The sequence below is a fragment of the Pseudomonas sp. NPDC089395 genome (genome assembly GCF_044749525.1).
Classification (GTDB): Bacteria; Pseudomonadota; Gammaproteobacteria; order Pseudomonadales; family Pseudomonadaceae; genus Aquipseudomonas.
The window spans coordinates 190632-207581 of sequence record NZ_JBIVID010000001.1 but is presented as its reverse complement, the minus strand read 5'-3'; the positions used below and the strand labels follow the sequence as shown (position 1 = coordinate 207581).

Annotated in this window: 13 protein-coding genes; 3 read left to right on the top strand and 10 right to left on the bottom strand. The window is 63.1% G+C overall.

Features of this window, described 5'->3' with window-relative positions; all coding sequences use genetic code 11:
• Positions 1 to 101: 101 nt before the first annotated feature.
• On the bottom strand, positions 102 to 1064 hold the full coding sequence (locus ACIPZG_RS00955; RefSeq protein WP_400709288.1) for a FecR family protein: 963 nt from the start codon (positions 1062 to 1064) through the stop codon (positions 102 to 104).
• A gap of 17 nt (positions 1065 to 1081) precedes the next feature.
• Positions 1082 to 1570: an RNA polymerase sigma factor gene (locus ACIPZG_RS00950; protein WP_400639105.1), complete on the bottom strand. Its 489-nt coding sequence runs from the start codon at positions 1568 to 1570 to the stop codon at positions 1082 to 1084.
• Positions 1571 to 2074: 504 nt separating this feature from the next.
• On the opposite strand from ACIPZG_RS00950, the gene ACIPZG_RS00945 reads away from it, so the two are divergent.
• Entirely contained in the window at positions 2075 to 3238 is a 1164-nt protein-coding gene (locus tag ACIPZG_RS00945) for a type III PLP-dependent enzyme (RefSeq protein ID WP_012270610.1), read from the top strand.
• A gap of 93 nt (positions 3239 to 3331) precedes the next feature.
• Here ACIPZG_RS00945 and ACIPZG_RS00940 read toward each other — a convergent pair whose 3' ends face one another.
• Positions 3332 to 4081, bottom strand: a complete 750-nt coding sequence (locus ACIPZG_RS00940) for a tetratricopeptide repeat protein (RefSeq protein WP_400709285.1) — start codon at positions 4079 to 4081, stop codon at positions 3332 to 3334.
• Between the two features lie 3 nt (positions 4082 to 4084).
• Positions 4085 to 4765 (bottom strand): Fe2+-dependent dioxygenase, encoded by a 681-nt coding sequence (locus ACIPZG_RS00935; protein WP_400709282.1) that lies wholly within the window; start codon positions 4763 to 4765, stop codon positions 4085 to 4087.
• A 219-nt stretch (positions 4766 to 4984) separates the two neighbouring features.
• Here ACIPZG_RS00935 and ACIPZG_RS00930 point away from each other — a divergent pair, with 219 nt between their 5' ends.
• Together ACIPZG_RS00930 and ACIPZG_RS00925 are read left to right on the top strand one after the other, a co-directional pair.
• Positions 4985 to 7300: a TonB-dependent receptor gene (locus ACIPZG_RS00930; RefSeq protein WP_400709279.1), complete on the top strand. Its 2316-nt coding sequence runs from the start codon at positions 4985 to 4987 to the stop codon at positions 7298 to 7300.
• 102 nt (positions 7301 to 7402) lie between these two features.
• The gene (locus ACIPZG_RS00925) at positions 7403 to 9958 is read left to right on the top strand and encodes a PepSY domain-containing protein (RefSeq protein ID WP_400709276.1); all 2556 of its coding nucleotides are present in this window, start codon (positions 7403 to 7405) and stop codon (positions 9956 to 9958) included.
• 129 nt (positions 9959 to 10087) lie between these two features.
• Here the strand turns inward: ACIPZG_RS00925 and ACIPZG_RS00920 are convergent, their stop codons facing one another.
• The 6 genes from ACIPZG_RS00920 to hisS form a co-directional block, all read right to left on the bottom strand.
• The gene (locus ACIPZG_RS00920) at positions 10088 to 10879 is read right to left on the bottom strand and encodes an amidohydrolase (RefSeq protein ID WP_400709273.1); all 792 of its coding nucleotides are present in this window, start codon (positions 10877 to 10879) and stop codon (positions 10088 to 10090) included.
• Positions 10867 to 12015 (bottom strand): pyridoxal phosphate-dependent aminotransferase, encoded by a 1149-nt coding sequence (locus ACIPZG_RS00915; RefSeq protein ID WP_400709270.1) that lies wholly within the window; start codon positions 12013 to 12015, stop codon positions 10867 to 10869. The genes ACIPZG_RS00920 and ACIPZG_RS00915 overlap by 13 nt, the downstream gene beginning before the upstream one ends.
• A 232-nt stretch (positions 12016 to 12247) precedes the next feature.
• Entirely contained in the window at positions 12248 to 13711 is a 1464-nt protein-coding gene (gene der, locus ACIPZG_RS00910; RefSeq protein WP_400639098.1) for a ribosome biogenesis GTPase Der, read from the bottom strand.
• 117 nt (positions 13712 to 13828) lie between these two features.
• The gene (bamB, locus tag ACIPZG_RS00905; protein WP_008092553.1) at positions 13829 to 14971 is read right to left on the bottom strand and encodes an outer membrane protein assembly factor BamB; all 1143 of its coding nucleotides are present in this window, start codon (positions 14969 to 14971) and stop codon (positions 13829 to 13831) included.
• A 1-nt stretch (position 14972) separates the two neighbouring features.
• Positions 14973 to 15614: a tetratricopeptide repeat protein gene (locus ACIPZG_RS00900; protein WP_400709267.1), complete on the bottom strand. Its 642-nt coding sequence runs from the start codon at positions 15612 to 15614 to the stop codon at positions 14973 to 14975.
• Positions 15615 to 15653: 39 nt separating this feature from the next.
• The gene (hisS, locus tag ACIPZG_RS00895; protein WP_008092555.1) at positions 15654 to 16943 is read right to left on the bottom strand and encodes a histidine--tRNA ligase; all 1290 of its coding nucleotides are present in this window, start codon (positions 16941 to 16943) and stop codon (positions 15654 to 15656) included.
• Positions 16944 to 16950: the final 7 nt, after the last annotated feature.

Sequence of the window (16950 nt, the reverse complement as noted above, 5' to 3'; positions counted from 1 at the left end):
GAAACTTCCTGATGGTCGGGATAACGCCAATCGCATGCAAATGGAAATGCTTGGCAGTTGCAGCTGGCGGGGAAGACGAACGAGCGGAAAAAAACCTGAATCTATTTCGCGATTATTTCGCGTGAGCCATCTTCGTGGGCTTTGATGGCCACCGGCAGGATGCTCGGCAACGCGCGTAGCAAGGCATCGGTGTCGTCGGTACTGAAGGTGCTGGATACGCGCAGCTGCGCCACTTTGCCGGGGGCGACCCGCAGCGGCTGGGTGCGGTAGCGCGACACTTCCGCCACCACCTCGGCCAGGGTGGCGTTGTCGAACACCAGCTTGCCCTGGCGCCAGGCGGTCAGCGCGGCGGCATTGACCGTATAGGGGGCCGCTACGTTGCCTTGTTCATCTATATGCGAACCTTGCCCTGCACCCAGTTGCGCCAGCGCGGTGCCCATGCCCTGCACACGCACCGAGCCTTGCTCGACGGCCACGCGGGTGGCGGCCGGATCCTGACGCACATCGAAACGGGTACCTGTGACCGTCACGCGGCCTTGGGCGGTATCGACCACGAACGGGCGGCTGCTGTCATGGGCGACGCTGAACATTGCTTCGCCCGCACGCAGCACGATATGCCGCCGGCCCGGGCTGAAGTCGACCTGCAGCTCGGTAGCGCCATTGAGGTCAAGGTGCGAGCCGTCCGGCAGCGCCACCTGGCGGCGCTCACCGAACGCGGTCTGCAAGGTGTCCTGATGATTCAGTTGCTGGTACTTCCAGCCGCCCCAGCCGAGCCCCAACGCCACCACCGCCACGCTGGCCGCCAATGCCTGGTGCAACAACCGCCTGCGGGGCAACTGCCGTACCGGCTCGGGCTGGCATAGCGCTTCGAGACGCTGGCGTGGAATGAAGTCGGTGGCCTGCCACAACCGTGCGAGCTGCTGGTATTCCTCACGGTGCAGCGGGTCGACTGCCAGCCAGGCATCGAGCTGTGCCTGCAGCCCTGCATCGCGAGGCGCATCCTGCACGCGGGCGAACCATTCGGCCGCCTGCTCGCGGACGCTATCGGTAGCGTGCTGTTTCATGGGCAAGGTCTCCTGACTCATCGTGCCGACACATCCAGGTGCTCACGCAGATGTCGGAGCGTGCGGATCATATACTTTTCGACCATGTTCTTGGTCAAACCCATGCGCTCGGCGATCTCGGCCTGGCTCAGGCCTTCGATTTTCTGCCAGATGAACACCCGGCGGCAGTTGACGGGCAGCTCGGCCAGCGCCCGCTCGACGCTGTCGGCCAGCTCCAGGGCATGCACATAGGCTTCCGGATCGCTCGCACCGCTGGCGCCCTCCTCGAAGGCTTCCAGCTCCAGCGCCTGGCGCCGGTCTTCGCGGCGAAAACCGTCAACCGCGATGTTGCGCGCGGTTTGATGCAGGTAGGCACGCGGCTGTTCGACCTGCTCGCGCGGGTTTTCCAGTACCCGGACGAACGCGTCGTGGGTGAGGTCCTCGGCCTGCTGTCGACTGCGCAACTTGCGCGTCCAGGTGCCGATCAGCTCGTGGTAGTGGTCGAGAAAGCCTTTGTGTCCAGACACGGTCAGGGTCGTCAGGGAGGCGGATAAGGGTGCGAATAGTAATGTTTCTCATCAATAGGGGCAATTCCGCCGATCGGTAACAAAAAATTTATGGCGAATTTCATGCACCGAAGTGCCAGCTTGTGTGGCCATAAATATGAACACTTGATGCCGCATCGCGGATGAATCCGCGCCTGCAGAAAACCGGAAAAGCCCGCAGGAGCGGATTCATCCGCGATGGCCTCCCTGCGGTCCATTCCACAATTTTTTACGCTTGAAACATCCCAGGGAACGTCTGCCGGTCACACGAGTCGGTTATTCAAACGATGGGGCGTCAATCCACGCCGATCACCCCCGGATTGCCTGTTGATTCTGCATTCTTCACGCCCTAAAGTGCGCGCCGAACGTCCATGCTGGAAACGATCCATCCGGCTCAAGTACTGAGTAGGCGAACCAAAGTGGGGATACGGAGGACGTTCAGTTGCAGCCACTTACTTTTTCAGTTTGCCCATGGAGTCCCTGAGCATGTCGATCCAGGTCGAAGACTATTTCGCGCGTGACACTTTCCAGAAAATGAAGGCATTCGCCGACAAACAGGAAACCCCGTTCGTACTCATCGATACCCAGATGATCAGCCAGGCCTATGACGACCTGCGCGCCGGGTTCGAGTTCGCCAAGGTCTATTACGCGGTCAAGGCCAACCCGGCCGTCGAGATCATCGACCTGCTGAAAGAGAAAGGTTCGAGCTTCGACATCGCCTCGATCTACGAGCTGGACAAGGTCATGGACCGCGGCGTCAGCGCCGACCGCATCAGCTACGGCAACACCATCAAGAAGTCCAAGGACATCCGCTACTTCTATGAGAAGGGCGTGCGCCTGTATGCCACCGACTCGGAAGCCGACCTGCGCAACATCGCCAAGGCCGCACCGGGCTCGAAGGTCTACGTACGTATCCTCACCGAAGGCTCGACCACCGCCGACTGGCCGCTGTCGCGCAAGTTCGGTTGCCAGACCGACATGGCCATGGACCTGCTGATCCTCGCCCGTGACCTGGGCCTGGTACCTTATGGCATCTCCTTCCACGTAGGTTCGCAGCAGCGCGACATCAGCGTGTGGGACGCGGCCATCGCCAAGGTCAAGGTGATCTTCGAGCGCCTGAAGGAAGAAGACGGCATCGAGCTGAAGCTGATCAACATGGGTGGTGGCTTCCCGGCCAACTACATCACCCGCACCAACAGCCTCGAAACCTACGCCGAAGAGATCATCCGCTTCCTCAAGGAAGACTTCGGTGACGAGTTGCCGGAAATCATTCTGGAGCCAGGCCGTTCGCTGATCGCCAACGCCGGCATTCTGGTCAGCGAAGTGGTGCTGGTGGCGCGCAAGTCGCGCACCGCGGTCGAGCGCTGGATCTACACCGACGTGGGCAAGTTCTCCGGCCTGATCGAAACCATGGACGAAGCCATCAAGTTCCCGATCTGGACCGAGAAGAAAGGCGAAGCCGAAGAAGTGGTCATCGCCGGCCCGACCTGCGACAGCGCCGACATCATGTACGAGAACTACAAGTACGGCCTGCCGCTGAACCTGGCGATCGGCGACCGCCTGTACTGGCTGTCGACCGGTGCCTACACCACCAGCTACAGCGCGGTGGAATTCAACGGCTTCCCGCCGCTGAAGGCTTACTACCTGTAATGAACAACGGGGCCGCGAGGCCCCGTTTTCATATGTGTATCAGTGCCGGCCTCTTCGCGGGGCAAGCCCGCGAAGAGGCCGGCACTGTAGAAATTAATGTCCGCGCTTATCCAACTCTTCGGCATACCGCGCCGCAAAGGCCATCAACATCGGTCCCGCCCGCTGCAGGGTCACCAACGCACTGCGCAGAAAGTTCAGGTTCCCCTCGACCCGCGCCCGCTCCAGCCAAGGCCCCGCCTCCGCCACCTGCCCACGCTCGACCAGCACCATCGCCAGGCTGAACATCCCGCGAAAATCCCCCGCCTCGGCCGAGCGCCGATACCAGCGCACTGCCCTCACCGGGCTCGGGGCCGTGGCGATACCCTGCTCCAGATACCGCCCGTACAGATTCATCGACTTGGCATGGCCCAATTGCGCGGCCTTCTCGTAACAGAGCAACGCCTGGGCCTGGTTGGCAGGCACCCCACGCCCCGTGGCCAATAGGTTGCCCAGGTTGTAAAGACCCCAGTCCAGGCCGGCGTCGGCCGCACGCGCATAATGGATCGCGGCCTGCGACAAATCCTGATCCCCACCCCAGCCATGCTCCAGGCAACGCCCAAGCATGTTGTGCGCCATGGCACTGCCTCCCTGTGCGGCGATGCTGAACCAGCGCCGGGCCACGCCCTCATCCGCTTCGATACCACGCCCGTCGAGCAAAATCTGCCCGAGCAACGACTGCGCCTCGACCACGCCCTCCCCCGCCGCCGCAAGGATCGCCTGGGCAGCCTGGCCTGGGCTGTGTTCGAGCATCGCTCGCAGACCGGCCACATTTACCTCTTCTTCACGACGCAACTGGTAAGACACGGTTCAGACCTCTGCCCAGCGGCGTAGCAGGTTGTGGTAAGTGCCGGTCAACTGCAGCAACGAGGGGTGCTCCGGCACATCGGCAGTCAGTTGCTGGATGGCATTGTCCATCTCGAACAGCAACGCGCGCTGGCTGTCCTCGCGCACCAGGCTCTGGGTCCAGAAGAACGCCGCATAACGCACGCCGCGCGTCACCGGGTTGACCTTGTGCAAACTCGTGCCGGGGTACAGCACCAGGTCGCCGGCGGCCAGCTTGATCTGCTGAATGCCGTAGGTGTCCTGGATCACCAGCTCGCCACCGTCGTAGCTGTCCGGGTCGCTGAGAAACAACGTCGAGGACAGGTCGGTGCGCACCCGCTCCGGGCTGCCCTTGGGCTGGCGCAGGGCGTTGTCGATGTGGAAACCGAAGTTGCCACCTTCGCGGTAGCAATTTATCAACGGCGGAAACACCTTGTGCGGCAACGCGGCCGACATGAAGCGCGGGGTTTGCCACAGCCGGTCGATCAGCGCACTGCCGATTTCCTTGGCCAACGCATGCCCTTCCGGCAGCTGCAGGTTGTGCTTGGCCTTGGCCGACTGGTACCCAGCGGTGACTTTGCCGTCAGCCCAATCGGCCTGCTCCAGGGCCTCGCGAATACGGGTGAGCTCATCGCTGTCGAACAAAGCAGGAATGTGAAGCAGCATGGCGACGGCACCATCAAAAATATTAATTGGCCAATGATATTGATTACCTTTTACGCGAGACAAGCGTTTTCAGCCCTAAGACGTTTCAGCCGCTGCAAAACGTAAAGGGAATTTGTAAAGATTGTAAATTATTAGCGAATGGTAACTAATCTCAATTGTGAGTTACAATCGCTTACATTATGATCCGCGGCCTTCACACCTTGGGGAAGGTCCATAACAATGCGTCACGTACCATCTGCAGTGAGCTCACCACGCCTGATCGTGTCCGCCATTGGCGTCGCACTCAGCGCCTCCGGCGCCTATGCCGCCGACCCGGCCGCCAATAGCGCCATCACCCTCGACGCCACCAGCGTGAATGGCAAGGCCGAACAGGCCAGCACCGACTATAAAGTCGAGAAAGCCTCCTCGCAGAAGTACACCGCACCCTTGGTGGACACCCCGCGCTCGATCACCGTGATCCCGCAGCAGGTGATCAAGGACACCAACGCCCTGACCCTGCAGGACGCCCTGCGCACCGTGCCAGGCATCACCTTCGGCGCCGGCGAAGGCGGCAACCCGCAAGGCGACCGCCCGTTCATCCGTGGCTTTGACGCCCAGGGCGACACCTACCTGGACGGCGTGCGCGACACCGGCGCGCAAACCCGCGAAATCTTCGCCATCGAATCGGTGGAAGTGGCCAAGGGCCCGAACTCGGCCATCGGTGGCCGCGGCGCCGCAGGCGGCACCATCAACCTGGTGAGCAAGCGCGCCCACCTGGGCAACTCGCTGGACGGCGCCTGGACCTGGGGCAGCGACCAGACCCAGCGCTACACCTTCGATGGCAACTACCAGTTCAGCGACACCGTTGCCGGTCGTCTCAACCTGATGACCCACGAAAGCAACGTCGCTGGCCGTGACAAGGTCAACTACGATCGCTGGGGTATCGCCCCGTCCCTGGCCTTCGGCCTCGGCACCCCGACCCGCGTCAACCTCGACTACTACCACCTGGAAAGCGACGACCTACCGGATTCGGGTATTCCGTACACCATCCCGACTGGCGGCAGCGGCGCGCGCACCTCGGCGCACCCGAGCAAGCCCAACGACGGCGGCGACAGCGACAACTTCTACGGCCTGACCGATCGCGACTTCCGCAAGACCCGCGTAGACATCGCCACCTTCGCCATCGAGCACGACCTGACCGACGCGCTGACCATCAAGAACACCCTGCGTCACGGCAACAGCATGCAGGATTACATCCTGACCCAGCCTGACGACAGCAAGGGCAACGTCAACAATGGCAGCGTCTGGCGCCGGGCCAACACCCGTGTGGGCAACACTTCCACCACCACCAACCAGACCGACCTGTTCGGCGAGTTCTACCTGGGCGGGCTGAAGAACAGCTTCTCCACCGGTATCGAGCTGAGCCGTGAAGAGAGCAAGCGTTCGTCGTACACCGTTAACACCGACACCACGCCGGGCACCCCAGGCAACGCCAGCAACAACTGCACCCCAGGCATGATCGGCGCCAACAGCGGCTACAACTGCACCTCGCTGGGCAACCCAAACCCGGACGATCCGTGGAACGGCAGCATCGCGCGCAACTACGCGGGCACCGATACCAAGAGCAACACCCGCGCCCTCTACGTGTTCGACACCCTGGAGCTGTCGCCTGACTGGCTGCTGAACATGGGCCTGCGCTACGACCACTTCGACACCCAGTACCGTAGCTACGATGCTTCCGGCGCGACTGTGGTGAACACCAAAGGCGTCGTCGCCAAGGGCAAGGACACCAGCGAGTTCGTGACCGGCCAGCTGGGACTGGTGTGGAAACCCGCAGACAACGGCAGCATCTACGTCTCCTACGCCACCTCCGCGACGCCACCGGGCGCAATGCTGGGCGAAGGCACAGAAGGCAACCCCCTGGGCAACACCACCGACCGCAACGGCAACCTCCTGAGCAGCGACATGGAGCCAGAGGAAACCACCAACTACGAGATCGGCACCAAGTGGGACCTGCTCGACCAGCGCCTGTCCCTGACCGCTGCGCTGTTCCGCACCGAGAAGGAAAATGCCCGCGTCCAGGTAGACACCGACAGCTACGAAAACGTCGGCGAAACCCGCGTACAGGGCGTCGAGCTGTCGGCCAGCGGCAAGATCACCGACAAGTGGCAGGTGTTCGCCGGCTACACCTACATGGAGGCCCGTCAGATCGACGGCGGCCCGCTGGGCAAGGCCAACGACGGCAACCAGCTGCCGAACACGCCGAACAACAGCGCCAGCGTGTGGACCACTTACTCGATCACGCCGAAGCTGACCATCGGTGGCGGCGCATTCTACGTGGATGATGTGTACGGCAGCGTGGCCAACACCACCATGGTCGACAGCTACGTGCGCTACGACGCCATGGCCGCCTACAAGCTGACCAAGAACGTCGACCTGCAGCTGAACGTGCAGAACCTGACCAACGAGGTCTACTACGACAAGGCATTCTCCACCCACTTCGCCAACCAGGCGGCCGGGCGGACCACGATGCTGACCACCGCCGTCCACTTCTAAAGCAGCACCCCCAAGCCCCGTTCATTCCCATGAGCGGGGCTTTTGCGTACCAAGGCATAATGCACCCCGCGTAACGCGCGGCAGCAAGACAAGGTGATCGATGTGGTGAAGAAGACGCTGTTCCAATTGCACTGGTTCTTTGGCATCACCGCTGGCCTGGTGCTGGCCTTGATGGGCATCACCGGGGCGCTCTACTCGTTCCAGGAAGAACTGCTGCGGGCGTTCAACCCGGATGTGCTGAAGGTAGAAGTGCGCCCCGAAGGCGTGCTGCCGCCCGCCGAACTGGTGCGTCGGGTCGAGGCCGAGCAAGGGGACAAGATATCGATGCTGTGGGTCGATATCCGCGAGGGCAATGCCGCTCGCATCTTCTTCACCCCTGCCCCCGGCGAACGCCGGGGCGAGCTGCGCTACGCCGACCCGTATACCGGCGAGCTCAAGGGTGAAGTCGCCGGGCAGGGCTTCTTCAACCTGATGCTGCAACTGCACCGCTTCCTGGCCATGGGCGACAGCGGCCGGCAGATCACCGGCGCCTGCACCCTGATGCTGATTTTCTTCTGCCTCTCCGGGCTGTACCTGCGCTGGCCGCGCAAGGCGCTGAACTGGCGCACCTGGCTGACCTTCGACTGGGCCAAGAAGGGCCGTGCCTTCAATTGGGACCTGCACGCGGTAGCCGGCACCTGGTGCCTGCTGTTCTACCTGCTGTTCGCGCTCACTGGCCTGTTCTGGTCCTACGAGTGGTACCGCGAAGGCTTGAACAAACTGCTGGGCGATGCGCCCGCCGCCGGCCAGCAGCAAAAGCGAGGTGAAGGCCGTGGCCGTCACGGGCCACAGAAGGTCGACAAGAACGCGCCGCCGCGGGTGGTCGACTATGACGCCATCTGGGCCAACCTGAAGGATGCCGCAGGGCCCGGCCTTGCCACCTACAACCTGCGCTTGCCGCCAGTGGGCGGCCAGCCGGCCAACGTGTTCTACCTGCAAGACAACGCAGCGCACCCTCGCGCATTCAACACCCTGGTGCTCGACCCGGCCACCGGCCAGGTGAAAAGCCACGACCGCTACACCGACAAATCCTTCAAGGCCCAGCTGCTGCAGAGCGTCTACGCCCTGCACGTCGGCGAATACTTCGGGCTGCCGGGGCGCATCATCGTCACCCTCGCCAGCCTGACCATGCCGCTGTTCTTCGTCACCGGCTGGCTGCTGTACCTCGACCGCCGCCGCAAGAAGCGCCAGGTGCGCGCCGCCCGTGGCAACGTCGACAGCGCCAACGCCGGCGCCGACAGCTGGCTGATCGGTTTCGCCAGCCAGAGCGGTTTGGCCGAGCAACTGGCCTGGCAAAGCGCCGGGCAATTGCAGGCCGCCGGCTTGCCAGTACAGGTGCGCGCCCTGGCCGAGTTGGGCGAAGACGACCTGCGCCAGGCGCGTCGCGCAGTGTTCGTGGTCAGCACCTTTGGCGACGGTGAAGCGCCCGACAGCGCGCGGGCCTTCGAACGCAAGGTGCTGGGCCAGCCCTGGGCGCTGAACAACCTCAGCTATGCCCTGCTTGCCCTGGGTGACCGCCAGTACCCGCATTTCTGCGGCTTTGGCCGACGCTTGCAGGCCTGGCTTGGCGAGCGCGGGGCCAGCAGTGCGTTCAGCCCGGTGGAAGTGGACAACGCCGACCCGGCGGCACTGCAACACTGGCAGCAAGCCCTGGCACACCTTACCGGAGCCAAGCCGATCGCCCCCTGGCAGGCGCCGAGCTTCGGCAGTTGGAACCTGGTCCGCCGCGAACTGCTCAACCCGGGCAGCCAGGGCCAGCCGGTGTACATGATCGGCTTGCGCCCGGAACAACCTGCCAGCTGGGAGGCCGGTGACCTGGTGGAAGTCCTGCCACTCAACGGCCAGCCACGGATCGCTGCGTTTCTCAGCGGCATGGCGTTGGATGCCAATGCCAAGGTACAGGTGGACGGCCTGCAGGAGACCCTCGCCCAGGCGCTGTCTGGCCGCCAGTTGCCGGCACGCCGTGACCACCTGGTGGGCATGCAGCCGCAAGCGCTGGTCGATGCACTGGTGCCAATCGGCAGCCGTGAATACTCCATCGCCTCGATCGCAAGCGATGGTGTGCTGGAGCTGATCGTCCGCCAGGAGCGCCACAGCGACGGCAACCTGGGCCTGGGTTCTGGCTGGCTGACCGAGTCTCTGCCGCAAGGCGGCACGCTGAGCCTGCGACTACGCCGCAACAGCGGCTTCCACCTGCCGGAAGCTGCAGCGCCGGTAATCCTGATCGGCAACGGAACGGGCCTGGCAGGCCTGCGCAGCTTGCTCAAGGCGCGGATCAATGCCGGCGAACAGCGCAACTGGCTGCTGTTCGGTGAACGCAACCGGGCACATGACTTGCTGTGTGGCGAAGAGCTGCAGGGTTGGCTGGATAACGGCGACCTGGCACGGCTGGACCTGGCGTTTTCGCGGGATCAGGCTGAGAAAGTGTATGTGCAGGATGTGTTGCTGCAGCAGGCCGATGAGTTCAAGCGCTGGGTGGCCGAAGGGGCCTGTGTGTATGTCTGCGGCAGCCTGCAGGGGATGGCGGCGGGGGTCGATGCGGCGCTCGATGGCATTCTAGGCAAAGAAGCTGTACAGCAACTGATCGAGGATGGGCGGTATCGGCGGGATGTCTACTGATCGAACAATGATCTAGTCAGTACCGGCCCTTTCGCGGGACAAGCCCGCTCCCACAGGTACTCCACAGTGCCTGAGGCGAGCGGGGAACCTGTGGGAGCGGGCTTGTCCCGCGAAAGGGCCAGAGCCGATTCAGTGCAACTCGAAGGTATCGGCATCCAGGTTGGCCGGGAACTTGGTTCGGTAAGCCGCCAGCTCCGCCGCACTCAACACTGCCGTGAACACGCCATCCGCCTCGCCCGCGCTCAGCAAGCTCTCACCCTGGTAGTCCAGCACCTGGCTGTCGCCGGAATAGGCAAAGCCCTTGCCATCAGTGCCCACCCGGTTCACCGCCGCCACATAGCACAGGTTCTCGATGCCCCGTGCGGGCAACAGACGGTTCCAGTGCTGGCGACGCGCTGCCGGCCAGTTGGCGGTGTACAGCAGCAGGTCGGTGTCCTGGGCATCACGGCTCCACACCGGGAAGCGCAGGTCGTAGCAGATCAGCGGGCGCACCCGCCAACCGTTGATCTCGAACTGCACCTGGCGCTCGCCCGGGGTGAAGTGCTTGTGCTCGCCGGCCATGCGGAACAGGTGGCGCTTGTCGTAATGCAGGATCTCGCCGTCAGGCCGCGCCCACAGCAGGCGATTGCGGTGGCTGCCATCGGCGGCCTGGACGATCACGCTGCCGGTAATCACCGCGCCGATCCGCTTGGCCTGTGCCTTGAGCCACTTGTAGGTCGGGCCGTTCTCAGGCTCGGCCAGGCGCTCCGACTCCATGGAAAACCCAGTGGTGAACATCTCCGGCAGGATCACCAGGTCAACATCGCCAGCCTGGTCCAGCAACACCTCGAAGTGCGCATAGTTGGCTTCGCGGTCGTGCCAGGCCAGGGTGGTCTGGACCAGGGCGATTCTCAGATTGGACAGTGCACTCAGATCGCGCATAGTTTTTCCGCTGCCTGACGCAGCGTCTCCTCACGTTTGGCAAAGCACAGGCGTACCAGGCGTTGCTCGGGGATAGGTTGCTGGTAGAACACCGATACCGGAATGGTCGCAACACCGTGCTCACGGGTGAGCCACATGGCCATGTCGACGTCGTTCAAGTCCGGACGGATCTGCGAATAGTCCACCAGTTGGAAATAGGTACCCGCGGTGCGGGTAAAGCGTAGCCGCGAGCCTTCGAGCAGGTCGCAGAACAGGTCACGCTTGGCCTGGTAGAAGGCCGGCAGTGCATCGATGTGCTCGGGGTGCTCGGCCATGAAGTCGGCCAGTGCGCACTGCAGCGGCGTCACACCGCAGAAGTTGACGTACTGGTGCACCTTGCGCAGTTCAGCGCTCAGGGCCGGCGGCGCAATCACGTAGCCGGTCTTCCAGCCAGTGACATGATACGTCTTGCCGAACGAGCTGATCACGAACGCGCGCTGGTAAAGCGCTTCGTGGGCCAGCACGCTGGCATGGCGCACGCCGTCGTAGACCAGGTGCTCGTAGACTTCGTCGCTGACCAGGTAAATGTCGCGGTCGGCGATCAGCTGGGCCAGTTGGTCCAGGTCTTCCCGCGAGATCAGTGCCCCGCTGGGGTTGTGCGGCGAGTTGAGAATGACCATGCGCGTGCGCGGGCTCAGGGCATCGCTGAACTTTTGCCAGTCGATACGGAAGTCACTGGCGCTGAGCTGTACGTGCACGCAACGGCCACCCGCCAGCGCCACGGAAGGCTCGTAGCTGTCGTAGCAGGGGTCGAAGACGATGACCTCGTCACCGGCCTGGATGACCGCCTGGATGGCACAGAAGATCGCTTCGGTGGCACCCGGGGTGATGGTCACTTCCTGGTCGACATCGACCTTGGCGCCGTACAGGCGTTCGACCTTGGCGGCCACTTGCTGGCGCAAGGCCGGCAGACCGGTCATCGGTGCGTACTGGTTATGCCCGGCGGCGACATGGCGGCCGACTGCATCGAGCAGTGCCTGCGGGCCATTGAAGTCGGGAAACCCCTGGGAGAGGTTGAGCGCACCGGTTTGGACGGCGAGTTGAGACATGGTGGTGAAGATGGTCGTGCCGACATTCGGCAGTTTGCTGCGGATCATGGAGCCCTCTTTCCTGGGGTGTATCCGGCACGGGGTGGAAACCGAGCATAGCGGATCAAGCAGTCAGGAAAAAGGCAGAAACAATGGGGGGATTGAGGTGAGTCAAAAGAAGCTGGGGGCGCTTCGCACCCCTTTCGCGACACAAGGCCGCTCCTACAGATATACGCGCTTTCTGTAGGAGCGGCCTTGTGTCGCGAAAGGGGCGCGAAGCGGCCCCCATGCAAAGCAAAGATCAGCGCTTGTCGCGGCGCTTTTTCTCGGCCTTCTTGTGATGCGACATCAAGCGGCGCTTCTTGTTGACCTGGCGATCGGTAAGGGTGTTCTTCTTGCCCTCATACGGGTTCTCACCGCCCTTGTACTCGATACGGATCGGCGTACCGACCAGCTTGAGCACGCGGCGGTAGGTGTTTTCCAGGTAACGCGAGTACGACTTGGGAATCTTCTCGGTCTGGTTGCCGTGGATCACGATCAGCGGCGGGTTGGCCCCACCCAGGTGGGCATAGCGCAACTTGATGCGGCGACCATTGACCAGCGGCGGCTGGTGCTCGCTGACCGCATCTTCGAGGATCTGCGTCAAGCGGCTGGTCGGCCAGCGGGTCACCGCCGACTTGAACGCGGCCTGCACCGACTTGTACAGGTGGCCCACGCCAGTGCCGTGCAGCGCCGAGATGAAGTGGATGTCGGCGAAGTCGACGAAGAACAGCCGGCGCTCCAGCTCGGTCTTCACGTAGTCGCGCTCACCCGACTCCATGCCGTCCCACTTGTTCAGGGCGATGACGATGGCGCGGCCGGCTTCGAGGGCGAAGCCCAGCAGGTTGAGGTCGTGGTCGACCACACCTTCGCGGGCGTCCATGACGAAGATCACCACGTTGGCGTCCTTGATCGCCTGCAGCGTCTTCACCACCGAGAACTTTTCGACTTCCTCGTGGATCTTGCCGCGCTTGCGCACCCCGGCGGTGTCGATGAAGGTGTACTTCTCGTCATCACGCTCGAACGGGATGTAGATACTGTCACGGGTGGTGCCCGGCTGGTCGTAGACCACCACGCGCTCTTCGCCGAGCATGCGGTTGACCAGGGTCGACTTGCCGACGTTGGGGCGACCGATGATGGCGATCTTGATGCCATCCTTCTCGCTCGGGCCTGGAATGCGGACCGCTTCTTCGCCTTCGGCGACTTCCTGGTCAAGGGCTTCTTCCTCGGCATCACGAGGAATATGACCCAGTACCGACTCCATCAGCTGGTTGATACCACGGCCCTGGGAGCCGGCCACCGGAATGGCGTTGCCCATGCCCAGCGGCGAGAACTCGGCGCGGGCGACGTCAGCATCGATGTTGTCGATCTTGTTGGCGACCAGGATTGCCGATTTGTTGCGCTTGCGCAGGTGCTCGGCAATCATCTGGTCGGCAGCGGTCATGCCGGCGCGGGCGTCGACCAGGAACAGCACATAGTCGGCTTCTTCGATGGCCATCAGCGACTGCTCGGCCATCTTCTCGTCCATGCCCACTTCGTCACCGGTGATACCACCGGTGTCGATCAGGATGTACGAACGACCCTGCCAGCTGGCATCACCATATTGGCGGTCACGGGTCAGACCCGACAGGTCACCGACGATGGCATCGCGGGTCTTGGTCAGGCGGTTGAACATGGTGGATTTGCCGACGTTCGGCCGGCCCACCAGGGCGATTACGGGAACCATGCGGCTCTCCACTCTTGAATTCTTGAAAATGCAAAGGCCGCTGCAAGGCAGCGGCCGGAGTTCGGGCGGCGTGTCCTACGCCGCAACTCAAGACCCATAGCGGTCTTGAGCATAGCTTCAGCGCAGCGTCAGTGCCTCGAGCTTGCCGCTGTTGCCAAAGACGTAGATGGTGTCGCCGACCACCAGGGGTCGGGCACGCAAGCCATCGCTGTCGATACGTTCACGGCCGACGAAACGGCCATCGACCTGGCTGAGCAGGTGCAGGTAACCCTCGAAATCACCTACTGCCACATAGCTGGAATAAACCTCTGGTGCCGACAACTGACGGCGCGCCATCGAGTCGTTGGTCCACAGGGCGCTGGAAGAGCGCTCGTCGACGCTCTCGACAGTACCCGAGGCTTGGCTGACGTAGACGTTGCCAAAGCCTTGGGCGACACCCACGTAGCTGGAAGCATCACGCTGCCAGAGCACGCGGCCGCTTTCCAGGTCCAGGCCCGCGACGCGGCCCTGATAGGTGCTGACGTACAGGGTACCACCCGACAGCAGCAGACCGCCGTCGATATCGACCACGCGGTCCAGCTCGGAGCGGCCTTGCGGGATGGCCACACGGCTCTCCCACACCGGCACGCCGTTGTTGATGTCCACTGCGACCACCTTGCCGGTGGACAGGCCGGCGACGGCCAGGCGGTTGGTCGCGATCGGTGCACCGGTGCCACGCAGGGTCAGTACGGCCGGGGTGTTCTCGTAGATCCAGCGACGGTCGCCAGTGGCGGCATCCAGGCCGATCAGGCGGTCGTCCTGGGTCTGTACCACCACAACGTCACCGTTGTTGGCAGGCGGCGCCAGCACTTCACTGGTCACACGCGCCTTCCAGCGCTCCTCACCGGTGCTGGAGTCCAGGGCAATCACTTCACCCTTGAGGGTGCCGAGCATGACCAGGCCGTAGCCGACACCGACTGCGCCGGAAACCGGCTTGTCCAGATCCTTCTTCCACACCACGTCACCGGTGTTGCGGTCGAGGGCGAAGACTTCGCCGTTGACGTCGGAGGCGTAGATACGGTCGTTTTCGATGGCCGGTACCAGGGTGTTGTACGTCTCGCCCTGGCCGTCACCGATCGAGCGGCTCCACTGCTTCTTCAGCACCACTTCTTCGGTGAACTTGGTCAGCTCGGCCGGAGGCAGTTCCTTCTTGCTGTTGCTGCTGCAACCTGCGGCCAGTACGGCCAGGGTCAGCACTGCTGCTTGTTTCCAACCGGTCACGTCACGCGTCCCCTTTGGCCAGGTCATCCAGCTTCAGTTGCAAGCCACCGACTGCGGCGTCATCGGACAGCGCGGCCTTGGCTTTTTCGTATGCGCTGTGGGCATCGTCGGCTCGACCCAGCTGTACCAGCAGGTCGCCCTTCAATTCTTCACGGCTGGCCAGGAACGCCTTGTCGGCGTCGCCGTCCAGCAGTTTCAGGGCGTCATCGGCCTTGTTCTGGGCGGCCAGCACGCGCGCCAGGCGCTGGCGTGCGATTTCGCCCAGGGTCACGTCGGCCGGCTTGTCCAGCACAGCCTTGAGCTCGGCAGCGGCGTCGTCGAGCTTGCCGCTCTCGACCGCGACCTTGGCCACGAACAGGCTGCCGTACTGGGCGTAGGCGGTACCGCCGAACTCGCTCTTGAGCTTGCCGGCCAGTTCCGCGACCTTGGTCGCGTCAGGCTGGCCGCTCGGCGTCAGGCTGGTTTCCAGCAGGGCCTGGTACAGCTGCGAGGCGCCTTGCGACTGGTTGCTCTGGTACTTGTGCCAGGTATTCCAGCCCAGCACCACCACACCGGCCAGCAGCGCGCCGGTCAGCAGCGGCTTGCCGTTGCGGTTCCACCAGTCCTTGACCCCTGCCAGGTCATCATCATCGGTACTCGACACCCCAATACTCCTTTTCGCCTATTCGCTTGTTGAACCGCGTTACGCCTGCGCGATCGCGGTTTCCAGGTGCTCAGCCAGAGCATCCCAGGCAATGTTCTGTTGTTCGCCCTGACCACGCAGGGGCTTCAGGCCGATCTCTTGCTTGGCCAGCTCGTCGTCGCCCAGAATCAGGGCGAACAGCGCGCCGCTCTTGTCGGCCTTTTTGAACTGGCTCTTGAAGCTGCCGCCACCGGCGTTGACTGCCAGACGCAGGCCCGGCAGACGATCACGCAGGCCTTCAGACAGGCGCAGGCCGGCAATCTCGGCCTGCTCGCCGAAGGCGCACAGGTAAACGTCGATCTGACGGTTGATGGACTCCGGTACCTTCTCGAGGGTTTCCAGCAGCAGGATCAGACGCTCGATCCCCATGGCAAAACCCACGCCAGGGGTCGGCTTGCCGCCCATCTGCTCGACCAGGCCGTCATAGCGGCCACCGGCACAGACGGTGCCCTGGGCGCCGAGCTTGTCGGTGACCCACTCGAACACGGTCTTGCTGTAGTAGTCCAGGCCACGCACCAGCTTGGTGTTGATCACGAACGGGATACCGGCGGCGTCGAGGCGTGCCTTGAGGCCCTCGAAGTGCACACGGGAATCTTCGTCCAGGTAGTCTTCAAGCTTCGGCGCGCCGACCAGCACCGCCTGGGTGCCCTGGTCCTTGCTGTCGAGGATGCGCAGCGGGTTGCTCTTCAGGCGACGCTGGCTGTCTTCATCGAGCTGCTCCAGACGCGCCGAGAGGAACTCGACCAGCGCGTCGCGATAGCGGGCGCGGGCTTCGCTGGTGCCCAGGCTGTTCAGCTCCAGCTTGACCGCGTCCTGGATGCCCAGCAGGCCCCACAGGCGCCAGGTCAGCATGATCAGTTCGGCGTCGATGTCCGGACCGTCCAGGTTGAACACTTCCACGCCGATCTGGTGGAACTGGCGGTAGCGGCCTTTCTGCGGGCGCTCGTGGCGGAACATCTGGCCGATGTACCAGAGTTTCTGCACCTGGCCGTTACCGGTGATGCCGTGCTCCAGCACAGCGCGCACGCAGGCAGCGGTGCCTTCGGGGCGCAGGGTCAGCGAATCGCCGTTGCGGTCCTCGAAGGTGTACATCTCTTTTTCGACGATGTCGGTGACTTCACCGATGGAGCGCTTGAACAGCTCGGTGAACTCGACGATCGGTGTGCGGATCTGGCTGTACCCGTAGGTGTCCAGCAGGCCGGCAACGGTGCTTTCAAAGTAGCGCCACAGCGGCGACTGCTCTGGCAGGATGTCGTTCATGCCACGGATGGCTTGCAGCGATTTGCTCACGAAAAGT